The 26,050-nt window shown below is 64.5% G+C and carries 21 protein-coding genes and 1 tRNA gene; 13 read left to right on the top strand and 9 right to left on the bottom strand.

Features of this window, described 5'->3' with window-relative positions; translation table 11 throughout:
- Positions 1-97 precede the first annotated feature (97 nt).
- The gene (locus FJW05_RS19760) at positions 98-1,177 is read left to right on the top strand and encodes a helix-turn-helix transcriptional regulator (RefSeq protein WP_140635012.1); all 1,080 of its coding nucleotides are present in this window, start codon (positions 98-100) and stop codon (positions 1,175-1,177) included.
- A gap of 146 nt (positions 1,178-1,323) precedes the next feature.
- On the opposite strand, the gene FJW05_RS19755 is transcribed toward FJW05_RS19760, so the two are convergent.
- Both FJW05_RS19755 and FJW05_RS19750 read right to left on the bottom strand, forming a co-directional pair.
- Positions 1,324-1,464: a hypothetical protein gene (locus tag FJW05_RS19755; RefSeq protein WP_095769965.1), complete on the bottom strand. Its 141-nt coding sequence runs from the start codon at positions 1,462-1,464 to the stop codon at positions 1,324-1,326.
- Positions 1,465-1,745: 281 nt separating this feature from the next.
- Positions 1,746-2,921: an isoprenylcysteine carboxylmethyltransferase family protein gene (locus tag FJW05_RS19750; RefSeq protein ID WP_140635010.1), complete on the bottom strand. Its 1,176-nt coding sequence runs from the start codon at positions 2,919-2,921 to the stop codon at positions 1,746-1,748.
- On the opposite strand from FJW05_RS19750, the gene FJW05_RS27480 reads away from it, so the two are divergent.
- Entirely contained in the window at positions 2,905-3,558 is a 654-nt protein-coding gene (locus tag FJW05_RS27480; protein WP_181165009.1) for a hypothetical protein, read from the top strand. The genes FJW05_RS19750 and FJW05_RS27480 overlap by 17 nt on opposite strands.
- 256 nt (positions 3,559-3,814) lie before the next feature.
- Here the strand turns inward: FJW05_RS27480 and FJW05_RS19740 are convergent, their stop codons facing one another.
- On the bottom strand, positions 3,815-4,513 hold the full coding sequence (locus FJW05_RS19740) for a type 1 glutamine amidotransferase (RefSeq protein WP_140635008.1): 699 nt from the start codon (positions 4,511-4,513) through the stop codon (positions 3,815-3,817).
- Positions 4,514-4,598: 85 nt separating this feature from the next.
- Here FJW05_RS19740 and FJW05_RS19735 point away from each other — a divergent pair, with 85 nt between their 5' ends.
- The 6 genes from FJW05_RS19735 (at position 4,599) to FJW05_RS19710 (ending at position 9,329) form a co-directional block, all read left to right on the top strand.
- On the top strand, positions 4,599-5,246 hold the full coding sequence (locus tag FJW05_RS19735) for a hypothetical protein (protein ID WP_140635006.1): 648 nt from the start codon (positions 4,599-4,601) through the stop codon (positions 5,244-5,246).
- 132 nt (positions 5,247-5,378) lie between these two features.
- Complete coding sequence (locus FJW05_RS19730; protein WP_140635004.1) at positions 5,379-6,113, top strand: 16S rRNA (uracil(1498)-N(3))-methyltransferase; 735 nt, start codon at positions 5,379-5,381, stop codon at positions 6,111-6,113.
- 240 nt (positions 6,114-6,353) lie between these two features.
- Positions 6,354-7,727, top strand: a complete 1,374-nt coding sequence (locus FJW05_RS19725; RefSeq protein ID WP_140635002.1) for a glutamate--cysteine ligase — start codon at positions 6,354-6,356, stop codon at positions 7,725-7,727.
- Positions 7,728-7,829: 102 nt separating this feature from the next.
- Positions 7,830-8,843 (top strand): DUF937 domain-containing protein, encoded by a 1,014-nt coding sequence (locus tag FJW05_RS19720; protein ID WP_140635000.1) that lies wholly within the window; start codon positions 7,830-7,832, stop codon positions 8,841-8,843.
- Between the two features lie 26 nt (positions 8,844-8,869).
- Complete coding sequence (locus FJW05_RS19715) at positions 8,870-9,121, top strand: type II toxin-antitoxin system HicA family toxin (protein ID WP_140634998.1); 252 nt, start codon at positions 8,870-8,872, stop codon at positions 9,119-9,121.
- Positions 9,105-9,329 (top strand): type II toxin-antitoxin system HicB family antitoxin, encoded by a 225-nt coding sequence (locus FJW05_RS19710; RefSeq protein WP_095819825.1) that lies wholly within the window; start codon positions 9,105-9,107, stop codon positions 9,327-9,329. The genes FJW05_RS19715 and FJW05_RS19710 overlap by 17 nt, the downstream gene beginning before the upstream one ends.
- A gap of 182 nt (positions 9,330-9,511) precedes the next feature.
- Here the strand turns inward: FJW05_RS19710 and FJW05_RS19705 are convergent, their stop codons facing one another.
- Positions 9,512-9,802 (bottom strand): DUF1127 domain-containing protein, encoded by a 291-nt coding sequence (locus FJW05_RS19705; RefSeq protein WP_140543446.1) that lies wholly within the window; start codon positions 9,800-9,802, stop codon positions 9,512-9,514.
- Positions 9,803-10,038: 236 nt separating this feature from the next.
- Between FJW05_RS19705 and FJW05_RS19700 the strand changes: the two genes are divergently transcribed.
- A complete protein-coding gene (locus FJW05_RS19700; RefSeq protein ID WP_140543448.1) occupies positions 10,039-10,995 on the top strand; it encodes a LysR substrate-binding domain-containing protein in 957 nt (318 codons plus the stop codon).
- Between the two features lie 2 nt (positions 10,996-10,997).
- Here the strand turns inward: FJW05_RS19700 and FJW05_RS19695 are convergent, their stop codons facing one another.
- Positions 10,998-13,208, bottom strand: coding sequence for an EAL domain-containing protein (locus FJW05_RS19695; RefSeq protein ID WP_140634996.1), 2,211 nt, complete (start codon positions 13,206-13,208; stop codon positions 10,998-11,000).
- A gap of 118 nt (positions 13,209-13,326) precedes the next feature.
- On the opposite strand from FJW05_RS19695, the gene xseA reads away from it, so the two are divergent.
- Together xseA and FJW05_RS19685 are read left to right on the top strand one after the other, a co-directional pair.
- Positions 13,327-14,892, top strand: coding sequence for an exodeoxyribonuclease VII large subunit (xseA, locus tag FJW05_RS19690; RefSeq protein ID WP_140634994.1), 1,566 nt, complete (start codon positions 13,327-13,329; stop codon positions 14,890-14,892).
- Positions 14,893-14,899: 7 nt separating this feature from the next.
- Positions 14,900-16,018, top strand: coding sequence for a P1 family peptidase (locus FJW05_RS19685; protein WP_140634992.1), 1,119 nt, complete (start codon positions 14,900-14,902; stop codon positions 16,016-16,018).
- A gap of 34 nt (positions 16,019-16,052) precedes the next feature.
- Here the strand turns inward: FJW05_RS19685 and FJW05_RS19680 are convergent, their stop codons facing one another.
- The 3 genes from FJW05_RS19680 to FJW05_RS19670 form a co-directional block, all read right to left on the bottom strand.
- On the bottom strand, positions 16,053-16,304 hold the full coding sequence (locus FJW05_RS19680; protein WP_140543456.1) for a DUF768 domain-containing protein: 252 nt from the start codon (positions 16,302-16,304) through the stop codon (positions 16,053-16,055).
- A 217-nt stretch (positions 16,305-16,521) separates the two neighbouring features.
- Positions 16,522-16,598: transfer RNA gene (locus FJW05_RS19675), tRNA-His, on the bottom strand.
- A 341-nt stretch (positions 16,599-16,939) separates the two neighbouring features.
- Positions 16,940-17,404: a phasin gene (locus FJW05_RS19670; protein WP_140634990.1), complete on the bottom strand. Its 465-nt coding sequence runs from the start codon at positions 17,402-17,404 to the stop codon at positions 16,940-16,942.
- 263 nt (positions 17,405-17,667) lie between these two features.
- On the opposite strand from FJW05_RS19670, the gene FJW05_RS19665 reads away from it, so the two are divergent.
- The gene (locus FJW05_RS19665) at positions 17,668-21,696 is read left to right on the top strand and encodes a PAS domain S-box protein (RefSeq protein ID WP_140634988.1); all 4,029 of its coding nucleotides are present in this window, start codon (positions 17,668-17,670) and stop codon (positions 21,694-21,696) included.
- Positions 21,697-21,945: 249 nt separating this feature from the next.
- On the opposite strand, the gene FJW05_RS19660 is transcribed toward FJW05_RS19665, so the two are convergent.
- Positions 21,946-23,904, bottom strand: a complete 1,959-nt coding sequence (locus tag FJW05_RS19660) for an acetoacetate--CoA ligase (RefSeq protein ID WP_140634986.1) — start codon at positions 23,902-23,904, stop codon at positions 21,946-21,948.
- 264 nt (positions 23,905-24,168) lie between these two features.
- On the opposite strand from FJW05_RS19660, the gene FJW05_RS19655 reads away from it, so the two are divergent.
- On the top strand, positions 24,169-26,049 hold the full coding sequence (locus FJW05_RS19655; protein ID WP_140634984.1) for an AsmA family protein: 1,881 nt from the start codon (positions 24,169-24,171) through the stop codon (positions 26,047-26,049).
- Position 26,050: the final 1 nt, after the last annotated feature.

Genomic DNA, 26,050 nt, shown 5'->3' with positions numbered 1-26,050 from the left:
CGCGCCGGCTTGAGATCAAGACACCAGCGGCGGATACTGAGCCGCTCTTTCCGCGTTTCCTGAGCCGTCACGCTCGCATTGATTTTGCACGGCAGTCATGATCGACCTGATTGAACTCATCTACGAGGCTGCCTTCGTTCCGGAGCGGTGGAACCAGGTGCTCCAGCAGGCGAGCGAGCAGTCGAATTCGGCCAGCGCGCAGGTCTTCTTCTTCAGCGACGACAGCCCGCCGCGCGGAACGACGCTCGACAATCTGCGGCCGCTGTTCGACGAGTTCGTCAAGGGCGATTTCTGGAAGTTCTGCGACAGCGTCCAGAAGATGTGCAGCTTGCAGCCGGCAAGCTTCGTGCGCGTCGACGACTTCATGAGCGCCGAGGAGATCGAGCGCGATCCGGCCCGCATCATGCTGAGGCAATTCGGCATCGGCGCTCATCTGTGCGCGGCTATCCCCATGCCGACCGGCGAGCTCGCGACATTCGTGTTCCAGAAATGGACCAAGGACGGCGGCTATAAGCATGGCGAGGTCGACAGGCTCGACGGGCTGCGACCGCATCTTGCCCGAGCCAGCCTGGTCGCCGGGCGGTTGAGAGTCGAGCGCGCCGAAGCGACCGCTTCAGCGCTCAATCTGCTTGGCTTGCCGGCCGCCGTGCTTTCGTCAAATGGACGGGTGATGGCAACGAACCTGCATCTCGATCGGCTGGACGCGGCGTTCCTGCCGGTGGCCTATGGCGGACTGGCGATCGCCGACCGCGATGCCAATCGGCTGTTTCAGGAGGCCGTGGCCGACATGAGCCGGCGCGGCAGTGCGATCGGATCCATCCCCGTGCCGGGGATCAGTGGCCAGGCGCCGTTCGTCGTACATCTTTTGCCGCTGCGGCGCGCCGCGCACGACATCTTCGGCAATGCCGACATCCTCGTGGTCGCGACACCGGTCAAGCCAAGCGCGCTCGTGCCGTCGGCGAGCCTGCTCAACGCCTTGTTCGATCTGACCCCGGCGGAGGCGCGGCTCGCCATCGATCTCGCCGCCGGCCTCACGCTGGCGCAATCGGCAAGCCGCAACGGCGTCACCGTCAAATCGGCCCGCACCTATCTCGAGCGTGTCTTCCAGAAAACCGGCACTCATCGGCAGAGCCAACTCGTCGCCATGCTGAAAACGATGCGGCCGCTGGTCCAGTGAGCGGCCTGCACCGGTTCATCGTTTCACGAACGCAGAACCGCGCTTTGTCTTGACGCAATTCATGACGGAACCGTTTCACACTTTCCTGGAATTGCTCAAAGCCAGATCCCGACGCGGAGATCCACCCCTCAACCGAGAGGTCAGGTCTAGTTGAGCGAGGCGGTGACGCCGTAGCCGTCGACGGCCCGGTGGTTTGTCGCTGCATCGGCGGCATAAATGCCGAGGCCGCAGAGCACGATGGCAGACAGCATGACAAAGGACAAAAGCGCTGCTTTCACGGACGTCATCTCTGGTTGAGCTTTCTGCATCTGTGCACGAGGCGGTTACCAATGCGTTGAAACGATAAAATGCGTCTCAATGTTTCGACGATTTCGCGCTTCTAGGCAGATTCTGTATCGCCGGTGTGTCGCTTGGATCACACAGAAGGTTCATCGCGGTTGCACGGACGATACAGGGCGGGCGCCTTCTAAGATGGCAGGCGAGCACAAGCCAAGCACGAAGCAGGTTTTCCCCAGGCGGAACCGGTGCCGCGTGCCAATTATGCCACGCTTCGGGTCAGGCGACCCTTTCAACCCAGGGGCAAGCCTCGCCGAATCCTTGCGCACAGACCGCGGCGGGTGATGAAATCCTGGTATTCTCGATAAGCTGGGTCGGCCGCTAGATGCCGCCCTTCCGTGACGGCGCGCAGCCAGTAGAGGGCGTTTACGCCGGCAAGCAGCAGGCACGACTGCACGGCTACGGTCCAGCCCTGGGTGCTGAGGAACGGCATCGAGATCATCCACCAGCTGATGTTCTTACAGAGATAGGCGGGATGCTTGACCCAGCGGTACGGTCCGTTGGTGATGATGCCGCGATTGGTAAGGTTGGAGAACCGCAGACCGAAGGAGACGGTCGCCCAGGTATAGACCAGGACCAGCGCTAGGATGATGCTGCCCCAGAGGCCGTAGATCAGCGGGTAATATCCGAGGAAATGGCCCCAATAGGCGTCGTCCTGATCAAAGGCGAGATATTTGACCCCGACCGAGCTCCAGAACGGCGGATAGCAGAACAGGCAGACCACCCATCCGCTGACGGTTGGCTCGGCCGAGCGAAGATGGCTGTCGGTCAGGCGCAGGGTAAGCGTGTAGGCGACGGTCGCGAAGAGAACGTCGACAAGATAAAGAAAGTCGATGCCGAAGGAGAAGAAGTGCTCGAAATTGTCGATCGACACCAGTGGTGAGCGTGCCCAGAGCGCGGCGAGGTCATTGTTGGTGTAGATGAACATCAGCGGCAGGAAGAAGCCCTTGATGATCCAGCCTCGACCGTGCGCAGCTAGCATCGACCAGTCCCTTGGCCGGTTGCCCGCGACAAGGCGACCCAGCTGGGCATAAGCGTCCTCAGGCTGGCGCTGCAGGCGGTCGACAAAGGCGATGTAGACGGGTGAAAGCAGCACCAGCGCAGGCAGGCCGTAGAGCGTCGCCTGTTTGAAAGGATCGTAAAAGCTATCGGAATAGACCGGCAGCAGCCAGTAGATCGCGGCGACAACGCCGACGGTGAGCCACAGCCCGGCCAGCTTGTAGAGGATTCGCCTTATATCGGACGGTCGCTGCGGCGCGGCGGAAAGGCCCGACGAGGCGTTGTGCTGGACCCGATAGACCTGCAGGTCGACCACCACCATGGCGAGCGCGACGACGGCAAGAACGGCGAGCGTCCTGATGTAGTCCGGCTGCTGCCACGAACGCAGTGCGATGACCGTCGCGATCATGGCCGCAAGACCGGCGATGCCGCTCCACGCCCCGGTTGCCGATCGCGGAGGCGCATCCAGGGCGCTCAATCGCAACGTTTTCGCATCGTGCAGCAAGGCTCAGCCACTGGTGCCGCTGGTGCCGCCCGAGGTGCCGCCGCTCGTTCCGCCGGAGGTGCCCCCGCTCGTCCCACCGGAGGTGCCCCCGCTCGTCCCGCCGGAGGTGCCCCCGCTCGTCCCGCCGGAAGTGACGCCGCTTGTCCCGCTGGACGTGCTGCCGCTCGTCCCGCCGGAGGTGACGCCGCTCGTCCCGCCGGAGGTGCCGCCGCTCGTCCCGCTGGAAGTGCCGCTGCTCGTCCCGCCGGAAGTGCCGCTGCTGCTCGATCCGCCGCTGCTCTTCCTCGCGGGACGATGCTCAGCGCCATTGCCGCCGCCGGATTCGCAGCGACCGGGGGACGCGCAGAACGAGGCCAGATGGATCACAGGCGCTCCCGCCGGCGAATTCACCAACTGCCGCAGATCGCTCGCGACGTGCGCGGCCGCCGCGCAAGCACCACCGGCAACGACCGCGTATCCGACGACAAACCCCACAATCCGCATGAAAACCCCTGCCTCAAGAGCGACACCAGGCAATTACCCAAGGGTCCGCCCACGGTGATCAAAAGACTCCGGCCCTGTCACGCAAGCCGGATACCTCCATGCGCCTTCGCGCACGCCTTCCGTGTGCTCGATTTGAACCCGGTAACCAATGAAAGGCAGGATCACAGACTCCGCAGTCGTCATATGACGACTACGCCGGACTTTTTCACACCGGCCAAGTCTGGAGGGCACCCCTGTTACGACAGGGCCCGTGATCCATTGTGCGGCGTTACGTCATTTGCGGCTTTGGCATGACTCCAGCCAATTTCGATCGTTTAGATCGTCGCCACCCAGGCGCGGGCAATGGCGAGCCCCGCGGCGTCGGCATCGGGCCCGTTGCGGGCCATCTCGTCATCAAGCTTGCCGGCCCAATCGGGATAGCGTTCCCCGATCAGCGATGCGAAAGAGGTGCTCCAGTCGCGCACCATCGGCGTATCCGCCTCGAAGTGGAACTGGAAGCCATAGACGGCGCGGCCGAGGCGGAAGGCCTGGTTTTCGGCGACCGCGCTGCAGGCGAGCCGCACGGCGTTTTCCGGCAGGCCGAACGTGTCGTCATGCCATTCGAAGATCGGGAATTTCTCGGGCATCGCCGCCAGGACCGGATCCGATTTGGCGGCCGGCGTCAGCGACACCTTATGCCAGCCGAACTCGGTGGCGCCGCCGATCTGGTTGGTGCCGCCGAAAGCCCGCGCCAGAAGCTGACTGCCTAGACAGATGCCGAGAACCGAACGGTCCTTGTCGGCGAAATCGCGGGTCAGGTCGAGCAATGCGGGGAAGTAGGGGCAGATCTCGTCATCGAGCGCGTTCTGGGCGCCGCCAAGCACCACGATGGCATCGTGCTCGGTGCTGTCGCCGGGCAGAGTATCGCCGCGATAGGGCTTGCGCAGGTCGATATCGGCGCCGGCTTCCACAAGGGCAGCGCCGATCTGGCCAAGGCCCTCATTGTCGAAATTCTGGACGACCAAAACCCGCATCGAAAACCTGCTGACATGAAAATGACGGGGCGAGCGATATCATGCGGCCCGTGTTTCAGCCAAGATGCGTGCCGGAGAGAAAGCTATGCCACTGCAGAACCGGGTCGATCCCTTCGGCGCCATCCATGCCGTGCCGGAACGCGGCCTGTTCACCGGCAATCGCGGCATCATCCATGACCCCGAGACGAAGACGCTGCTGAGGAAGCGCTGGGCCTTGCCGGCCTGGATCATCTGTGCCTGCGAATTCGGCAATGTGCGGCGCGAGCCGATGGGTCGCAACCGGCCTGGCGGAAAGGCAGGTTGGACGGAGCTGTTCTTCCTCGACGAGGTGACGGCGCTGGCCGCCGGCCACCGGCCCTGCTTCTTCTGCCGGCGTGAACGGGCGACCGACTTCGTCAGCCGTTTCGGCAAGGCGTTCGGGATCGACGCACCGCGCGCGCCGATGGTCGACAAACGGCTGCACAAGGAGCGGCTGGCTTCCGGCGGACGGCCGCCTTCCGTGACCGCGCCGGAGCTCGGAGGCTTGCCGGATGGAACGGTGGTAGCGCAGGGCGACGCTGCCTATGCGCTGCGCGGCGGCAAGGCACGCAGATGGTCGTTCGCGGGCTATTCGAGTCCTATCGCCTTCGATCGCCTCACCGGCGGGTCGCTGCGCCTGCTGACGCCTGCGACCACCATTGCGGTATTGCGGCAAGGCTTCGGGCCGGTCTGGCATCCGACCGCCGCTGCTTGACGCCGCAGCCGGCCTCGCTCGTTCCTAAGCAGATATCGTGGAATGTCCCACGAATATCTGCTTAGATTCCCTTGTTTTTCGCAGGTTCTGATCGCAAAACCGCGAGACACTTTTGCGGAACCTGCTTGGGCCATGCGCGCCAACTACAAAATGCAGCGGCTGTTCGTGCCTGACGATCTCGGACCCGGCCTCGAATTCGACGCCGGACAGCAGCAGAGCCATTATCTCGCCCATGTGCTGCGGCTCGGCGAAGGCGCCGAGGTGCTGCTTTTCAACGGCCGCGACGGCGAATGGTCGGCGTCGGTCGCTGCGAAGTCCAAGAAGGCGGTCCGGCTGAAGGTGCTGGACCTGCAGCGGCCGCAGCCGCCGCTGCCCGATCTCGTCTATTGCTTCGCGCCGCTGAAGCAGGGCCGGCTCGATTACCTTGTGCAGAAAGCGGTCGAGATGGGAGCAGGCATACTGCAGCCTGTCATCACCCAGCACACGCAGGTGACGAAGCCCGGCATCGAACGGCTGCGCGCCAATGTCGTCGAGGCGGCCGAGCAATGCGGCATCCTGGCGGTGCCTGAGGTGCGCGAGGCGGAGAAGCTGGAACGGCTGCTCGCCAGTTGGGATCGGGAGCGACGGCTGATCTTTTGCGACGAGGATGCCTCGACCAACAATCCGCTGCCGGCCTTGCAAGCGGCAAACGAGAAGAAACTTGCGCTTCTGGTCGGTCCGGAAGGCGGATTTTCCGAGGACGAGCGCAAGATGCTGAGGGCCTTGTCATTCGTCACCGCCATCCCGCTCGGGCCGCGCATCCTGCGCGCCGACACCGCGGCGGTGGCGGCATTGGCGGTGATCCAGGCGACGATCGGCGATTGGTAGGACCTTGCCTTCTCCCTTTGTTTGGAACAGGGATATCGCGAACAGGTGTGCGAGGACATCGCGAACAGTTTTGCGCGTTTTGCGCGAGGGGGTTCGGAATGTCCCCGAGGGGAAAGGAAAGGCGAGCCATGCAGATCAAATCCAGTTGAGCCGTGGCTCAGGATTTTTCGCTTGATCGGCTACTGACATTTCGTCCATCTAGCGCCCGGCGGCCAGCTGATGGCTGCGGAGGGCTTTCTAATGGCGCGCGACACAACCGACACCCAGCTCATCGAAGGCGTCGACGAACTTGTCGGCTATCTGGCCGACGGCAACAAGCCGCGCGACAAATGGCGCATCGGCACCGAGCATGAGAAATTCCCCTTCTATGTCGACGGCAACGCGCCGGTGCCCTATGGCGGCGAGCGCGGCATCCGCGCCATCCTCGAGGGAATGCGGGAAAAACTCGGCTGGGATCCGATCATGGATGCGGGCCGGATCATCGGCCTAGTCGAGCCGACCGGCCAGGGCGCGATCTCGCTGGAGCCCGGCGGCCAGTTCGAGCTTTCCGGCGCGCCGCTGGAATCGATCCACCAGACCTGCCGCGAGGGCAATGCGCATCTGGCGCAGGTGCGCGAGATCGCCGAGCCGCTCGGCATCCGCTTCCTCGGCCTCGGCGGCAGCCCGAAATGGTCGCTGGCCGACACGCCGAAAATGCCGAAGTCGCGCTACGAGATCATGACACGCTACATGCCGAAGGTCGGCACCAAGGGCCTCGACATGATGTACCGCACCTGCACGATCCAGGTTAATCTCGACTTCGAGAGCGAAGCCGACATGCGTCGCAAGATGCAGGTGTCGCTGAAGCTGCAGCCGCTGTCGACAGCGCTGTTTGCCAACTCGCCCTTCACCGAGAGCCGGCCGAACGGGCTGCAGAGCTGGCGCGGCGATATCTGGCGCGACACCGACAACCAGCGCTCCGGCATGCTCGAATTCTGCTTCTCGCCGGATTTCGGCTTCGCCGACTATGTCGAATGGGCGCTCGACGTGCCGATGTATTTCGTCATCCGCGACGGCCACTATCACGACATGACGCGCTATACGTTCCGACAGTTCATGGCGGGCGCCGCCCGCAATGAACTCCCTGACGGCCTGCCGACCATGGGCGACTGGGCAAATCATCTCTCGACCCTGTTCCCCGACGTGCGCCTGAAGCGTTTCCTCGAAATGCGCGGCGCCGACGGCGGGCCGTGGCGGCGCATCTGCGCCCTGCCCGCCTTCTGGGTCGGGCTGCTCTACGACGAGCAGGCGCTTGACGCCGCCGAGACGCTGACCGCGAGCTGGACCTGCGAGGAAGCGCTGGCGATGCGCAACGCGGTGCCGGAGTTGGGCATCGCGGCGCCGTTCCGCAACGCCACCTTGCGCGATGTCGCCCGCGACGTGCTTGCCATCTCGCGCACGGGCCTGAAGAATCGCGGCAAGAAGAACCGCGACGGCTATGACGAGACGTCGTTCCTCAACACGCTCGACGAAGTGGTCGCGCGCGGCACCACCAGCGCCGAGGAGATGCTGTCGGCCTACCACACGCGCTGGGGCGGCTCGATCGAGCCGGTGTTCATGGAATATGCGTATTAACCGTCCGGCATGCGCCGAGCGGTTGGGCGCCAAAAGCCGCTTCAATCGGTGATGGAAACGAACTAGGCTCTCCGATGAGGATATTCTCGGAGGAGAACCCAAATGCCTTCCCTGTTCGACATTTTCGCCCAGGCCCAGAACGGCGCCGGCATGCAGGCGCTGGCACAGCAATATGGGCTTTCGATGCAGCAGACGCAGGCCGCGGTGCAGGCGCTGCTGCCGGCATTCTCGCAAGGGCTGCAGCGCAACACCGCCGATCCCTACGGGATGGGCGCGTTCATGACGGCGATGGCGAGCGGCCAGCACGCCAAGTATTTCGAGGACGCCACGAGGGCCTTTTCGCCGCAAGGCATCGATGAGGGCAATGGCATACTCGGCCATCTGTTCGGCTCGAAGGATTTGTCGCGCGCCGTGGCAGCCCAAGCCGCGCAGGCGACGGGATTGAGCCAGCAGGTGCTGCAACAGATGCTGCCGGCCATGGCCTCGATGATGATGGGCGGGCTGTTCAAGCAGACCAACAATCAATTGAGTGGGGGGCAGATGCAGGCCGCCGGCTTCGGCGGCAGCGGCAATCCGCTCGGCGAGATCATCGAGCAGATGATGCGCCAAGGCGGCCTCGCGCCAGCGCCGCAGCCGGCGCCCTATGGCGAGAACCCGCTCGGCAAAATGCTGCAGGACATGTTCGGCGGCGGCGCGCAACAGCCGCAAAACCAGCCGCAGCAGGCGCCCAATCCGTACGGCGAAAACCCGCTCGGCAAGGTGCTGCAGGATATGTTCGGCGGCGGCACGACGCGGCAGCCGCAGCAGACTCAACCACAGCAGACGCAAAGTCCCTATGGCGACAACCCGCTGGGCAAGATCTTCGAGGAGATGCTGCGCCAGGGCGGCGGCGGCTTCGGCGTGCCTGGGGAACAACCGGCGCCGCAGCCGCAGCAGCGCCAACCGCAGCCAAGCGCGCCGCAACAGCCGCAAAACAATCCGAGCGGCCGGCCGCGAAACCCGTTCGACGATATCTTCGGCAAGATGTTCGAGACCGGTGCCCAGCAGCGCGACGAATATGAGAAGAGCGTCGGGACGATCTTCGATCAGTTCAAGCGCGACATGGACCGGCGGTGAGCATCGAACGCCCCGGAACGACTTTCGTGAGCAAGAGACTCGAACAAATGCGCCGCAATCCTCGCGGCGACTGGTCGATACGAGATGTCAAGGCAGTTTGCGACGAGGCCGGCATTCAATGCGTGCCGCCGAGATCGGGCGGTTCGCATTACAAGATCTACCACACGGCAATGGCTGACATTTTGACGGTGCCTTTCAAACGCCCGATCAAGCCCGTATATATTCGAAAACTCGTGTCGTTTATCGACGAGGCAAAAAAGCATGACGGACAAGCTTGAATATCCTGTCGTCATCGCACCACTCTCGATTGAGGACGGTGGCGGGTTCTCCGCTTATGTCCCGGATCTTCCCGGTTGCATGAGCGATGGCGAAACTCCCGAAGAGGCCATCGCGAATGTTCAAGATGCCATCGCGGCTTGGATAGAAGCTGCGCATGAACTTGGCCGGTCAGTGCCAAGACCGTCGAGAAAATTGGCGTTCGCCTGATCCCCTGAGACGCCTTCCAGAGAGAGGCGCGGTAAAAAAATGCCCGGTCCTGGAGGAGAACCGGGCAATGTGCAGGCTGGCCGGCGGGGAACCGGCAGGGAGTGTGGGAGCCTGCATGAAACTTGGTCGCGCTTGGCCGTGAAAAGGTTCAACGCGACCGGAAAACCAGGCAATGCGGCCGTTCAGGCCACCTGACGAGCGAGATCCTCGATCGTGTCGGCGCGCTCGCTGGCGATGGCGCGCAGCTTCACCGTCGGATCGCGGCCGAAGGGCACGGCGACGGCGACATGGAGGTCGGCGCGGGTCAGGCCGATATCGGCAAGCTCGGCGTCCGACATCTCGCCCAGGCGATAGAAGGCGCGGCGGTTTTTCCAGGCGACATAGGCGTTGGCGAGAGCATTGAGCACGCGCGTCGCAACGGCCGGACGCGTGGTGATGCGCGGGGTCTCGGAAGCGAGTTCAATCGTGGTCATGTCAGTCTCTCCTTCAGGAGTCGAGCGGACGAAACCAGGCAAGCGGCGCCTTGGGAGAAGCGCCGCTCCAGTTTCCATTCATTGACGTGATGCATATCGTCGTCCCAGAACCGGGAGCCACTTCTGGGCGACTTGCACTGCTTTCATGTGAACGATGCCAATTTGCCATCGCGAGATTGATTAATCCAACGAATGTTTTTAATCTGTAGCATCAACATCAATGATGGGTTTGACCGATGAAAGCGCCGCTCGACCTCGATCAGTTGCAAACCTTCATCTCGATCGCCGACACTGGCAGCTTCACCCGCGCGGCCGAGGAGGTGCACCGGACACAGTCGGCAGTGTCGATGCAGATGCGGCGGCTGGAGGAGCGGATCGGCAAGCCGCTGTTCGAAAAGGACGGACGCACCAACAAGCTGACCGAGGAGGGCGAGAGGCTGCTTTCCTACGCGCGGCGGCTGATCCATCTCAACCGCGAGACTTTGGCCGCCTTCGACGACCAGCGGCTCGAGGGCACGATCCGTATCGGCACGCCGGACGATTATGCCGATCGCTTCCTGCCCGAGATCATGGCGCGTTTCTCGCGCTCCAATCCGCGCGTCGAGCTGACCGTCGTATGCGAGCCGACGCCGGGGCTGGTCGAGCACATCAAGCGCGGCAATCTCGACCTGGCGCTGGTGACGCATAACGACACGCGCGGCCAGTCGGAAGTGGTACGGCGCGAGCCGCTTCTGTGGGTGACGTCCGCCAACCATGCCACACATGAGCAGGAAACCCTGCCGATGGCGTTCGGCCGGCCGAACTGCATCTGGCGGCGCGCGGCGGTCGACGTGCTCGACCGGCAGAACCGCGAGTACCGCGTGCTGTTCTCAAGCTTCTCGGCCACCGTAATCACCGCCGCCGTGCTTTCCGGCCTGGCGGTCTCGGTGCTGCCGGAATGCGCGCTGCGGCCAGGCATGCGCGTGCTCGGCGAGGCCGATGGCTTCGGCCAGTTGCCGGACTGCCGCATCGGCATCATGCGCGGCCAGACCTCGCAGCCGGAGATCGTCGACGCTTTGGCCCGCCACATCGCCGAAAGCCTCGACAACATTTCCGTGCCGCTCAGCGAGGAGGCGGGAAGCTTCGACTTCGCCGCCCTCGCCTTCGCCAAGATGAAGCGGGTCAAGGCGAACCAGATCATGCCTGGCTGGTAGAATCAGGCGCGAGCGGCGGAACGTTCCCGGTTGGCAAGTGAAACACCCGGCAGCGCAAGCAATTGGCCGGGCTCCAGCGGCGGCGACAGCAGATAGCCCTGCAACTGGCGGCAGCCCATGCCGACCAGCAAGGCCTTTTGTGCATCGGTTTCGACGCCTTCCGCGGTCACCTCGACCTTAAGCGCCTGCGCCAGCTCGATCAGCGTCTTGACGATGGCGCGCGCGCTTTCGTCCTCGTCGAGCAGATGCACGAAAGAGCGGTCGATCTTCAACTTGTCGATCGCCTGGCGGCGCAGATAGCTCAGCGAGGAATAGCCGGTGCCGAAATCGTCGAGCACGATGCAGATGCCGGATTGGCGCAGCGCGGCAATCACCGTGCCGATCGTATCATTGTGCTCGAGCAGCACGCTTTCGGCGGTCTCAAGCTGCAGGCGACAGGGATCGAGCCCGGTTTTGCTCAGGATATCGGCGACCTGTCCGGCAAAGCCGATGTCACGCAGCTGCATCGGCGAGATGTTGACCGCGATCCAGGGCAATTCGGTCCCGGCGGCAAAGCGGCAGGCTTCGCCCAGCGCCCATTTGCCCAAATCGCCGATGAGGCCGCGCTCTTCGGCGATGGCGATGAATTGCGCCGCCGGCAAAGCGCCGTGCACTTCATGGCTCCAGCGGATCAGCGCTTCAGCCCCCAGTATCCCGCGGCCGTCGGCCGCGAAAACCGGCTGATAGGCGAGCTTGATGCCACCTTCGCCTTCCAGCGCCTTGCGGAGTTCGGACTCGACCTTGCGCTTGCGCAACAAGAGATCATCCATGTCGCCGGCAAACAGCTCGTATCGGCCACGACCGTTCTTCTTGGCCTCGTAAAGCGCGATGTCGGCCTTGCGCAACAGATCGTCCGCGTCGATATCCGATCCAGACGACAGCGCGATGCCGACGCTCGCGCTGACGAAGACCTGGTCGTCGATCAGCCGGAACGGCTCACGCAGCTTCAAGAGCAGCCTTTCGGCGATGTCCTCGGCACTTCCGACGTCGGGAACGTCAAGCAGGATGACGGCGAATTCGTCACCGCCGAGCCGCGCGACGGTATCGACTTCGCGGATCGTATGCTTGAGCCGCGCCGCGGTCTGGCGCACGAGCTCGTCACCGGCCGGATGGCCGAGCGTGTCGTTGATATGCTTGAAGCGGTCGAGGTCGAGGTAAAGCAGCGCGATGCGCGTCTTGTCCCTGCTGGCGAACAGCAGCGTGCGCCGCAGGCGGTCCTCGAACAGCGCCCGGTTGGGGAGGCCGGTGAGCGTGTCGTGGAAGGCGAGATACTGCGCCTGGTCCTGGCTGGTCTGCAGCGCGGCCGAGGCGCGACGCAACCTTCGCAACAGGAATACCAGCGCGCCGCCCGCCAACAGCAGGGCGATCGCCAAGGCAGGAGCGATCTCGCGCACTAAGGCAAGGCCGGGCCGTAGCTGGTCCCAGCCGATATAGCCGAGGATGACGCCGCGCGAATCGACCAGCGGCACGGCGGCTGGGCCAGCCGGCTGTGACAAAGGCACCAGCCGCGCGCCATCAAGCAGGTACTTTCCGGCGATCTTGCCGATCACCGCGTCATTGATGAATTCGACCGATACATGCAGGCACTCGGTGCCGCGCGCCTGAGTGATCCTATCCGAGCTCGGCACCAGCGGCATCACACTCAGGATCGCCGGCTTGCCGTCGAGCGACACCAGATCCTCGGCCACCATCTTCGCAGGCTGACCGTATGCATCGGCCTGCGGCGGCCCAGCCAGCATGCGACGGAGTTTTTCGATGATCGGAAGAAGCGTGGGCTGGTCCTCGCCATAGGCGGAAGCGTCGACCACCTTGCCCTCGCGCATGGCGTGGATCGCATGATTGGCGGCGTCGAGAATATAGACCCGGTTGTGACCGTAGTAGGTGAACATCCAGACACTGAGATTCTCTTCGATCCAGGTCTGGTTGCCTGCCCTCACATTGATGATCGCGTCATCCCAGACCGAAACGCTTTCCTGTTCCCGCTGAACAGACGCAATCTGGTCCTTCAAACCATCGGCGATGAACATCTTTTGTCGTACGAGCGAGGCATCATCGGCCTGGCTGGCCGCGTAGAAGCCGAAGCCCACGACGATGGCTAAAGCGAAAGTGGCGAGCGTCAGCACGGTCAGCGTGACCTGACGGGTCAACGGGCTGCTGTTTTGGCGTTCGCTCATCAGGTCCCCGGCCGGCTCTTCGGGCCTGTCAAAGCAAATCGGGCTTAACATCGCGTTATAATATTAGCGCGGTTTCTCCGCGCTTGACGCGGGCCGATAAGCGTTCCCCAATCGCGCAATGAGTGAAACAGCAACCGAATCACGCAGCAACGCCACCGAATATACGGTGAGCGAGATTTCCGGCGCGCTGAAGCGCACTGTCGAGGACGCCTTCGGCAATGTGCGGGTGCGTGGCGAGATTTCCGGCTATCGCGGCCCGCATTCGTCCGGCCACGCGTACTTCGCGTTGAAGGACGACCGCGCGCGGATTGATGCGGTGGTCTGGAAAACTACCATGGCGCGGCTGAAGTTCCGCCCCGAGGAAGGCATGGAGGTGATCGCCAGTGGCAAGCTGACCACCTACCCCGGCAAATCCAACTATCAGATCGTCATCGACAATCTGGAGCCGGCGGGCGCCGGCGCGCTGATGGCGCTGCTCGAAGAGCGCAAGCGCCGGCTGCAGGCCGAAGGCCTGTTCGATGCCGGCCGCAAGCGGCGGCTGCCTTTCATGCCCAAAGTCATCGGCGTCGTCACCTCGCCGACCGGCTCGGTGATCCGCGACATCATCCACCGCATCAAGGACCGGTTTCCGCTCCATGTGCTGGTCTGGCCGGTGAGGGTCCAGGGCGAGACGACGGCCCGGGAAGTGACCGCGGCCGTCAACGGCTTCAACGCGTTGACCGCAGCCGACGCCATCCGCCGGCCCGACGTTCTGATCGTGGCACGCGGCGGCGGCAGCCTCGAGGACCTCTGGGGCTTCAACGACGAAGGGCTGGCGCGTGCCGTTGCGGCGTCCGTCATCCCGGTGATCTCGGCCGTCGGGCACGAGACCGATACGACTCTGATCGATTTTGTTGCCGACATGCGCGCGCCGACACCGACGGGCGCGGCCGAGATCGCCGTGCCGGTCAGGGCGGACCTGGAGGTTACCCTGGCCAGCCTTGGCGCGCGCCTCAACGCCTGCGCCTCGCGGCATCTGGAGCGCAAGCGCCAGGCAGTGCGCGCGGCGGCGCGCGCGCTCCCCTCGCCCGACCAGTTGCTGGCGCTGCCGCGCCGCCGTTTCGACGATGCGACCAGCCGCCTCGGCCGCGGGCTGACGGTGAATATCGAGCGCAAGCGGGCGACGCTGGAGCGGCAAAGGCTGACGCCGGCAACTCTGTCGCGGCGCCTCAATGAAGCGCGCACGCTGACTGGTCGCGATATTGCCCGGGCGCGAGCCGCGTTCTTCGCCATCGTGCGCGAAAGGCGCGCGCGCTTCAAACGCACGGCGGCAAGGCTGTCGCCGGCGCCGATCGTACGGCGCCAGAAGCAACAGGCCGACACGCTGGCCGCGCTGTCGCGCAGGCAGGATCAGGCCACGGCGCGGCGCCTCGACCGGCTGCGCGCGGCTCTTACCCAGGCGGACCGGCTGCTTTCGACATTGTCGCACAAAGCCGTGCTGGCGCGTGGCTTCGCGCTGGTCAAGGACGCCGAAGGCGCCGTCATCAAGCGGGTCGCGGAGCTGGCGCCGGGCGCGGCGCTGCAGCTGGAATTCGCCGACGGCAATGCCGATGCCATCGCAACCTCCGGCGGCGCGCGACCGAAGCTGGCCGCGAAGTCGCCCGCCAAGGCCAAGGAGCCGGGCAGTCAAGGTTCGTTGTTCTGAGGTTTCCATGAGCGACCACGACCCGCATCTTCGCACCCCATCGGGCAAGCCGCGCCTGCGCTCCTTCGGTATCGCGCTCGACGGCACGCCGGGCGGCTTCAACGCCATCACCGACGTGCCGGGCGTGTCGGTGGGTTACACGACGCTCATTTCAGGCGACGGCCCGCTGCAGGTCGGCAACGGTCCTGTGCGCACCGGCGTGACCGCGATCCTGCCCAGGCCGGCTCAGGAACTCGCGACGCCGGTGTTCGCCGGCGTGTTCAGCCAGAACGGTAATGGCGAGCTGACCGGAACACATATCATCGAGGAAACCGGCGCCTTCAATTTCCCGGTCACCATCACCAACACGCATTCCTGCGGCGTGACCCGCGATGCCACCTTGCGCTGGATGCACAAGGTGTTGCCGGCCGCGCTCGACAGCGGCTGGGGCCTGCCGGTGGCGGCCGAGACCTATGACGGCTTCCTCAACGATATCAACGGCCATCATGTGAGCGTCGACCATGTGGCCGCGGCACTCGACAGCGCCAGCAATGGGGCCATCGAGGAAGGCAGCGTCGGCGGCGGCACCGGCATGATCACCTTCGGCTTCAAGGCCGGGTCCGGCACCGCCTCGCGCGTCGTCGCATGGCAGGACAGGCGCTACATTCTCGGCGTGTTCGTGCAGGCGAATTTCGGCAAGAGGCACAATTTCACCATTCGCGGCCGGCGTGTCGGCCCAGAATTGGCCCAGCCGGCCATCCGCGAGGGCACGCCCCGCGCCGAAAAGGGCTCGATCATCGCCGTCGTCGCCACCGATGCGCCGTTCCTGCCGCATCAGATGAAGCGGCTCGCCCGGCGCGTGCCGCTCGGCATCGCCATGACCGGCGGCTATGGCTATCACAGTTCTGGCGACATTTTTCTCGCCTTCTCTACCGCCAATGCCGAGGCCGCGCTGGCGCCTTCAGGCCGCATCGCCCGCGCGGAATTCATCCCGGACGTCGACATCGACCCGTTCTTCGACGCGGTCGTGCAAGGCGTGGAGGAAGCGATCCTCAACGCATTGGTCGCCAATGCGGATATGACGGGGCGCGACGGCAATTTCGTGCCGGCGCTGCCGAAGGAATGGCTGAAGGAAAAGTTCGGCTGAGAAACGGCGCCGCCGGCCTGTGGCAGGCGGGTGTTTATTCCGGTTTGTCCGGCTTGACTTCGCTGGTGCCCTCTTCGGCGGCCTCCTCGAGGCGCGAGGCGATCAGTTCCTGGATGTCGCCGACCTCTTCCTGGATGTCCTCGAGCAGAATGCCTGCCTCGGCAGCCTTGGCGCAGCACTCCCTGGCGAGGGTCTCGGCTTGCTTGTCGATCTTGATCGGCAAATCCTGGCATTGGACTTTCTCGCCAATCCATCCGCGCAAGAACTCGATCGCATGTTCACTCATACTGCTTTTTCCCTAGCGGCAAAGCCGGTTGGTAGCCATGAACGTCCGCACCCCTGCAAGGATGCATGCCCCATTCGACCCGAGTCGGCCTCGACCGGCAAGACACCTTGTCCGTGGGATAAGACATCCCGCCCATGGGACAAGAGATCTTGCCCATGGTCCGCGGAGCCGAAGGAATGGAAGGGTTCAAGGTGCACGTTCAGATCATCGAGAGTGATGGTACCGTTGGCTGGGATCGAACCAGCGACCTCCGGATCCACAATCCGGCGCTCTAACCAGCTGAGCTACAACGGCCTGCCTGCCTGAGCTGGATCGAGGTGAAAGCTTCATTCTCCGTGATCCGCTCTGTCGTTCGGCGATGCGTCAAATACGGGCTATCGGATTCTAATTCAAGGGCTTTGATAAGGTAAACGATTGGTTTCCTCATCCGCCTGTCGTCAAGGCAAAAGAAAAGGCCGGCGGGAGGAGGTGCCGGCCTTTTCCTGTTACGAGCCAGCGGGAGGAGGTGCTGGCTGGTCACCCCGGAAACGGAGGGAGGAGGTTCCATTTCCGGGTATCTGGTTGCTAACCTATCGCACGACTATTTGTCTGACGAAATGCGACGTTTTGATGCATCGCAGGGTTGTGCGCTGAAATCAGGCGGCCTTGACGTCCTTCATCGCCTTCTCGAAGGCGCTCTTGACCGGCTTGGAGACGTCCTCGACCGCCTTGGTGGCAACGGTCTGGAACTCCTTGGCCTGCTCGACGGCCATTTCGACGCGCTTGCGCAGGAAGGAGGTCTGCAGCTCGACGACTTCCGAAAGGGTCTTGGCGCCGACCAGGGCTTCGAGGTGCGAGAAGCTTGCCTCGGCGTTGGCGCGCAGCGCGGCGATGGCCTTCAGCGAAACGTCGCTGGAAACGGTCTTGGCGGTCTCGTAGGTCGACTCCAGAACCTTCTGGGTCTCCTCGGCGCCGGTCTTCAGCTTGGCATAGGCTTCCTTCGACTGCTCGACGCCCTTCTCGGCGAAAGCGCGGATCTGGTCGGTGGCCTTGGAAGCATCAAAGCTCGGGAATTCGACGTTTTCGATGGTCTCGGAGGGCTTGGCAGTGGTCTTGGACATTTTCCAACCTTTCGGGGCAGCGGCTTTGACAGAAAGCCGTCTCGTTCATGTATGATGGCAATATAAAGGATCTTTTTGTGCGTTGCAATATCTTTGCTGCACCGCACCATAAAATCTTTCCCCAGCGTCAGCCACGAGAGCCGTTAACCAAGAGCCCAGAGATTTCGACGGATGCAAGCTTAGGCTTGTGGACCTCCGGGCCGCGGGCTTTTATTAACAAAGCGTTAACTGAAAAATGCCCGCTCCGGAGGGTTGGCCAGCGCATGCCGCCTGAAAACTACTCCTTCCTCGACGTTGCCGTGCTCGACGCGGTGCGCCAGCGCTTTGCCGCGGGCGATGCTTTGGCCATTTTGTCGGTCGACCTCGAACAGGTGATCTGGGCGAACGGTCCGGGGGCGTCGGCCTTCGGCTATCCGGATATCGAGGCCATCATCGGCGCCTCGGCGCGGCTGCCGCTGATCGCCCGCCGGCAGATCATGGCGACCAGCGGTTTTCCCGACATCGGCAGCGACCGCGCCGTCACGGTGAGGCTGGCCACCGGCATGGAAAGCCGCGCCGTCGGCTTTCTGGCCAGCGCAGTGACGATGCCGGACGGCGAGGCGGCAATCATGCTGGCGGTGCCGGCGGCGCAGACCACTTCGCGCAGCGCCGGCGAGATCGCCAGCCGCGCCATCGGCGGCTTTACCGAGGCCGGGCATTTCATTGCCTTTGTCGACGCGCAAGGCGAGGTCGAGGCAGCCTCGGACGGCTTTGCGGCGCTGGGCATCGAGCCGCGGACGTTGGCTGCCCTGGTTGCGGATGTGGCAAGCAGCGGCGACCGCATCGTCAAACGCCTCGTGCCGGGCACCGACACCGCCTACCCGGCCGGTTTTGCGCGGCTCACCGATACGCGCCATCTGCTGGTGGTGATCGACGAGGCGCAGCTCGACGACTCCGATAGCGGCCAGGACGATCGGCCGGCCGCCGACCAAGGCGATCGGACCGGCGATCAGGGAACTGCCGCGCCAGAGGCGGTTAGCGCCCCGCCCCAAGGTGAAAGTGCTGCAATCGAGCCCGAGTCTCAGCCTGTCCAGGACAACCCAGTGCCTACCGTGGCGGCTGGCAAAGAGGACGAGCCGGCGCCAGAGGCTCCCGACGGCGACGCACGGCCCGACGCGGAGAGCCGGACCTTGGCCGGCCAGCGGCCTACCCGGACTGACCATCAGGCCGACACCGCCGGCGCCGGCCAGCACGACCATTGGTACTTCAATGCCGGCGACGATGGCGCCGGGCATGCTCAACCGACAGCGCCGACGAAGGGCGAGCCGGAAGGTGCCGTCGCAGCCGAAGGCCAAGGACAGCATGGCGCCGAAGCAGCCGGAGACGAAACCGCCAAATCGGTCCAGTCGACCTCGCCCCGCGACATCGACCGCTCGGCGCCACCGCTGCGCTTCGTCTGGCGCACCGACGCCGAAGGTCGGTTCAGCGCGCTGTCGCCCGAATTCGCCGACATCGTCGGCCAGCCTGCCGCCGATGTGATCGGCCGCCGCTTCAAGGATGTCGCCGCCACTTTCGGTCTCGACGCCTCGGGCGAGATCGCTGGCCTGCTCGACCGGCGCGATACCTGGTCCGGCCGCTCGGTGCTGTGGCCGGTGGCCGGAACGGGTCTGAAGATCCCCGTCGATCTGGCGGCGCTGCCCGTCTATGGCCGCAGCCGCGCCTTCGAGGGTTTTCGCGGCTTTGGCGTCGCGCGCAGCGGCGACGCTGTGGTCGATCCCGAAGCGCTTGGCATGGCTCTGGTGCCGAACGCCGCCCCCGCTGAGGCCACCTCCGCCGGAGCCGACGCGTCGGGCGAGCAGCCGGCAGAGCATACGCCGCCGGAAAAGCCAAAGCCTGAAGACCCCTTCCGGGGCGAAGTGCCGGCGCTGACCATAGTGCCGAAGCCGGAGCGGCGCTTTGCCGACAAGGTGATAAGGCTGGCCGAGCATCGCCAGCCGGCCAACGACAAGCAACCGGGAAGCGACACGCCGGCAAATCAAAAGGGGCTGTCGATCCTCGAGCGCAGCGCCTTCCGCGAGATCGGCGAGCGGCTGCGCAAAGACAGTTCCGCCCCTGCCGAGGAACGCGCCCCCGAAGCCGACAAGCAGCCCGATGCCGCTGTTGCCAGCGAGGACGCGGCAACGGCGAAGGAAGCGGCCAGCGAAACAAGGGCCGACGCAAACCAGCCGCTTCCACCCGACGCGGCGGAGCACGACGGTTCCGCCCAGGACGCGAGCTTGTCCACGCCCTCGGAAGCCGACGACGCGAAGGCCGCGGAAGCGGAGACCGAGGCGGAAGACCAGGAAGACCTGGCGCGGCTCGACGGCATCGATGGCGCCGCCGAGATAGACGACGCCGGCCAGGCCGAGACCTCGGCCGGTTCCGGCTCGCTGCTCAACTTTGCCGATGGCAAGAAACCCACGGAGGATGCCGGCATCGCGCCGGTTTCCCAGAACGAGCAAGCAGAGGGCGCCCGGGAGGACGCCGAACCTGCTGCCGCGAAGCCGCAGCGGCCCGTCGAAGAGCCTGCGGCGCAGCCTGTCGCGGCCGGGCAACCCGCCTCCGATGCCACGGCCCACGACAGCATGACCGCCGACGACTTCCGCGATGCGCAGGACAATGAGGATTGGGCAGGCTCGGATGCAGATGCCGCCAAGGCCGCGGAAGAACAGCCGGAAGAACCGGACGCGACGGCCGCGGCGCGGCGACGCCTCGACGTGCCGCCGCTTAAACTTTCCGGTTTTGTGCCGTCCGCGTTTTCGACCGGAGAGGAAGCCAAGGCCCCCGACACGTCCATCCTGGCCAGGCTGCCTGTGCCGCTGCTCATCCATTCGGGCGACATGCTGCATTATGCCAATGACGCCTTCCTCGAACTCACCGGCTATGATGCGCTGGACGACCTCGCGGATGCAGGCGGCTTGGGCGCGCTCTTCGCCGACCCTTACGCCGAGGACGCCGCTACGGACGAAAGCGACCACTCGCTGAAGCTCAGGGCCCGCCAGGGCCTGGAATTCCCGATCGACGCGCTGCTGCGCTCGGTGCCGTGGCGCGGCGGCAAGGCGCTGATGCTGGTGGTGCGGCGCTCCGGCGAGGACGATGCGGCGCATTTCACCGCCGCGAATGACGAGCCGGCACTGCAGCCGGACGTGCCGGAACTGAAATCGCGCATTGCGGAGATGCGCACCATCATCGATACCGCTACCGACGGCGTCGTGCTGATCGGCCGTGACGGCAACATCCGCTCGATCAGCCGGCCGGCCGAAGCGCTGTTCGGTTTCGACAGCGACGAGGTCGCGGGCAAGCCCTTTGCCTCGCTGTTTGCCATAGAAAGCCAGCGCGCGGCGCGCGACTATCTGGCCGGCCTTTCGGAGCCGGGTGTCGCGAGCGTGCTCAATGACGGGCGCGAGGTCATCGGCCGCGAGGCGCAGGGGCGTTTCATCCCGCTGTTCATGACCATCGGCAGGCTGCCCAACGACAGCGGCTTCTGCGCCGTCGTGCGCGACATCACGCAATGGAAGCGGGCCGAGGAAGACCTGACGCAGGCACGCGCGGTTGCCGAGCGCGCCTCCTCGCAGAAGACCGATTTCCTGGCCCGCATCAGCCACGAGATCCGCACCCCGCTCAATGCCATCATCGGCTTTTCCGAGCTGATGGTAGACGAGAAATTCGGTCCGATCACCAACGACCGCTATCGCGACTACCTGCGCGACATCAACCGCTCGGGCAACCATGTGCTCGATCTCGTCAACGACCTGCTCGACATCTCCAAGATCGAGGCAGGCCAGCAGGAGATGGATTACGAGGCGGTGTCGCTCAACGACACGCTGGCCGAGACGGTGGCGATGATGCAGCCGCAGGCCAATCGCGAACGGGTCATCATCCGATCCAGCTTTGCCTCGCGGCTGCCGGAAGTGGTGGCGGATCTGAGAAGCGTGCGCCAGATCGCCCTCAACATCCTGTCCAACGCCATTCGCTACACCCAGGCCGGCGGCCAGGTGATCGTCTCGACCGCCTACGAGGCCTCGGGCGATGTCGTCATGCGCGTGCGCGACACCGGCATCGGCATGACCCAGGCGGAGATCGAGCAGGCGCTGAAGCCGTTCAAGCAGATTAATGCGTTGAAACGCGGACGCGGCGACGGCACCGGCCTCGGCCTGCCCCTCACCAAGGCTATGGTTGAGGCCAACCGCGCCCGTTTCGCCATCACCTCGACGCCAGGAGAAGGAACGCTGGTCGAAGTCGGCTTCCCCTCGACGCGCGTGCTCGCCGAATAACATTGCACGCGACGGCGGCGGCCAAAGAAAAAGGCGTCCAAGAGGACGCCTTGAGAAATGGGATGCTGTCACAACGGGGGCTTGAGCTGAACCTCAGGGGACGAGGAACGGGATTTCTCCCTCAAGTTACACGCGACTATCAGCGTCGTCTCTTAACAAGTCCTTACCGGGCCGCGAAAAAATTTACGAATGTGTACCACCCGTGAAATCTAGGTAAATTCGCCGGACAGATTTCGTTAACCACATCGGTCAGCTTGCTAGCTGCGGCAGGTCGCGGAACAGCTCCAGCGCCTCGGGATTGGCGAGCGCTTCCTTGTTCTTCACGGCGCGGCCGTGGACCACGTCGCGCACGGCGAGCTCGGTGATCTTGCCGGACTTGGTGCGCGGGATGTCGGCGACGGCGACGATCCTGGCCGGCACGTGGCGCGGGCTGGCGCCGGCGCGGATCCTGGCGCGAATGCGCTTTTCCAGATCCTCGTCCAGGGTCACGCCGGGGGCGAGCCGCACGAACAGCACGACACGGACATCATTGTCGAAATCCTGGCCAATGCAGAGCGCCTCGAGGATTTCCGGCATCTGCTCGACCTGGTTGTAGATCTCGGCCGTGCCGATCCTCACGCCGCCCGGATTGAGCGTGGCATCGGAGCGGCCGTGGATGATCATGCCGCCATGTTCCGTCCATTCGGCGAAGTCGCCATGGCACCAGACATTATCGAAGCGCTCGAAATAGGCGGCGTGATATTTCATGCCTTCGGGGTCGTTCCAGAAGCCGATCGGCATCGACGGGAAGGCCTTGGTGCAGACAAGCTCGCCCTTCTCCTGCCGGACAGGCTTGCCGTCGTCGTCCCAGACGTCGACCGCCAGGCCTAGGCCGGGGCCCTGGATCTCGCCGGTCCAGACCGGCTCGGTCGGCACGCCGAGCACGAAGCAGGAGACGATGTCGGTGCCGCCCGAGATCGAGGCCAGATGCACGTCCTTCTTGATGCCGTCATAGACGAAGCGGAAATCCTCCGGCGACAGCGGCGAGCCGGTGGAGGAGATGGTGCGCACGCTCGACAGATCGTGGCTCGCGATCGGCTTCAGGCCGGCCTTGCGAACCGAATCGATGAATTTGGCCGAGGTGCCGAAATAGGTCATCTTCTCGGCATCGGCGAAATCGAACAGCGCGTTGCCGTCGGGGTAGAAAGGCGAGCCGTCATAAAGCAGCAGCGTCGCGCCGGAGGCGAGGCCCGAGACCAGCCAGTTCCACATCATCCAGCCGCAGGTGGTGAAATAGAACAGGCGATCGCCGTCGAGCAGGCCGGCATGCAGCCGGTGCTCCTTGACGTGCTGGATCAGCGTGCCGCCGGCCGAATGCACGATGCATTTCGGAATGCCGGTCGTGCCCGAGGAAAAAAGGATGTAGAGCGGATGCGCGAAGGGCAGCCGCTCGAAGCTCACGGGCTTTGCGGCAAAGGGCGAGAGCGCGTCTTCGAGCGCGGCTGCATTGCCGATGGTGGCGGCAACGTCGCTCGAGGTGCCGAGATAGTTGACGATCAGCACCTTGCCCAGGCTTGCCAGCTTGTCCGCGACAGCGCGGATCTTGTCGGCCACCTCGATCGCCTTGCCGTTGTACCAATAGCCGTCCGGCGCGATGAAGACGACCGGCTCGATCTGGCCGAAGCGGTCGAGCACGCCCTGCTCGCCGAAATCGGGAGAGCATGACGACCAGACCGCGCCGATCGAGCTTGCCGCCAGCATCGCGGCGATGGTTTCGGGCATATTCGGCATCATGGCGGCGATGCGGTCGCCGGCCTTGACGCCGAGCGACAGGAAGAGCTGCTGCAGGCGCGAGGTCAGCGCGTGGAGCTCGTTCCAGGAGAGCCGCCGCTCGACCTTATCCTCGCCGCGAAAGACGATGGCCGGGCCGCCGCCGGTCTTCTGCAAAAGGTTCTCGGCGAAATTCAGCCTGGCATCCGGGAAGAAGCTGGCGCCGGGCATCCGCTCGCCGTCGACGAGGCGCCGCTCGCCCTTGTCGCCGACAAGCGCGCAGAAATCCCAGACCAGATCCCAGAAGGCTTCGCGGTTGTCGATCGACCAGCGATGCAGTTCGGCATAGCCGGAGAAAGAACGCGCAGCCTTTGTCTCCGCGGCCTTCATGAACGCGGTCATCGGCGCTGCGTCGATCCGCTCCTGCGTCGGGGTCCACAAAGGTGTGTCGGCGGCCATGATCGCTCCTCCCAAAGCGTCGCGTTCGAGCCAGTTAAGCCCAACGTCGCATATGCCATCGTCCCAGAAACGGCGTGCGATTGCGGATCGGGATCGTGCAGACCGCTTATGCATATTGCGGCGCAGCAGAGCAAGATTTTGTTCGGGCGACCCATGGCGGCCGCTGTGCAAATGCCATCGCAAGGCCATAAAGACTTGAAAAGCGTCGGCGCTCGGTTACACCCGTCGGGCGATTTTGTCGGCAACGAAAGCATACGGGGCGAAATGCCATCATCTCTGATCCGGCGCGGGGTGTGGGCGATCGGCGTTGCCGTGCTCGTCATCGCGCTTGCGGTCGCGGCGCTGCCGCTCATTGCCTCGACGCGCATTGTGCGCGACCGCATCGCCTGGGAATTGAGCGCCTGGAGCGGCTTCAGGGTCACGATCGACGGGTCGCCGCGCATCGAGGTGTGGCCGAAATTCCGGGCCATCCTCAGCGACGTGACGCTGTCGCAATGGACCGAGACCGAAGCGCCGCCGGTGGTCGAGGCCGATCGCGTGGAAGTCGATCTCTCCGCCATGGCGGCCTTGCAGGGCAACGTCGCCTTCTCGACCGCCAGGCTGGTGCGCCCGACTATCAGGGTGCAGCGCACCGCCAGCGGCTTCTATCTGCCGCCGCTTCCGACCGGCGGGCGCATCACGCGCTCGATCGACACCGCGCGCGGCGTGGTCACCGCCAACCCGCAGAAGCCGGATCTCGGCAAATTGCCGTCCGATCCGTTCGGCACCGTCGAATTCCGCGATGGTCGCGTGGTGACTTCGGTTGACGGCAAGGACATCGAAATCCTGAGCAGCCTGAGCGGTCAGGTGAACTGGGAAGCGATGAACAGCGAGGCGTCGCTGACCGCGAGCGGAATCTGGCGCGGCGAAAGCATGCAGCTCGATTTCTCCTCGGCGAAACCGCTGGTGCTGTTTGGCGGAGGGGCGGCACCCGTCACCTTTTCCTTCAAGGCGGCTCCCGCGACATTCTCCTTCGACGGCACGGCCTCGATGTCGGACAATGCCTATCTGGACGGCCAGGCGAAGTTTGCCGCCCCGTCGCTGCGGCGCGTGCTGGAGTGGTCGCAGGCAGGGATCGCGCCGGGTGCTGCGATCGGCGCGGTCTCGATCGCCAGCAAGGTGAACGCCTCGGCAGGGCGCGCGAAATTCGAGAACACCACGGTCACGCTCAACAACAACCCGGGCATGGGCGCGCTGGATTTCTCCTTCGCCGAGGGGAACCCGGTGATTGCCGGCACGCTCGCCTTCGACACGCTGGATCTCAGATCTTTCCTGTCGGCTTTCACGCCTGTCGCGCCGACCGGCGAGGCCGGCCCCGGCGATGTCGACACCAGTTTCGCCGACCGCATCAATCTCGACCTCAGGCTGTCGGCGGCGCATGCCATGGCGGGGCCGGTCCAGCTCTCCGACGTCGCGGCAACCGCGCAGGTCAAGAACGGTCTTGCCGTCTTCGACATATCCGACGCTTCGGCCTTCAACGGCAACATCCAGAGCAGCCTGCGCTTCGACCGCAAGCCGGAAGGCACGCAGGTCGAGATGCGGCTCCTGGCATCGGACGTAGATACGGGCGCCTTTGCCACGGCGGCGGGAATGACGCGGCTGGTGCCGGCCAGCACCGGGACCGTATCGGTCATCCTCAAGGGACCGGGCAAGGCCTGGAATTCCATCTTCGAGAATGCCGACGGATCGTTCTCGGCGACGTTGGGTCCGGGCACTATCAACGGGCTCGACCTGCCGGCCTTCCTCAAGCGCAACCAGCAGGGCGGCTTCTTCGCGCTCGACGACGTCGCCAATGGATCGCTGCCGATCGACGGCGCCGAGATCAAGGCAAGCATTTCGAAGGGCGTGGCGCGCCTGGACAAGGCCGAGATCAATTCGCAGAAATACAAGATCTGGCTGTCCGGCATCGCCTCCTATGTCGGACGCGGGCTGGCGCTCTCGGGCGGAGTGGTGCCCAACGGACAGCCGGCGCAGCAGCCGCAGCAGGCCAACAGTCAGGCGGCCAGCCCGGCTTCCGCGCCGCCGAGCCAGCCGCTGTTTTTCGTCGGCGGCAACTGGAGCGCGCCGTTCATATCGCCGATCGCTCCCGGCGTTTCAGGCCAGTAAA

This window comes from Mesorhizobium sp. B2-9-1 (genome assembly GCF_006439455.1).
GTDB lineage: Bacteria > Pseudomonadota > Alphaproteobacteria > Rhizobiales > Rhizobiaceae > Mesorhizobium.
The sequence above is the reverse complement of the archived record's forward strand: the minus strand, read 5'-3'. Positions and strand labels throughout refer to the sequence as shown.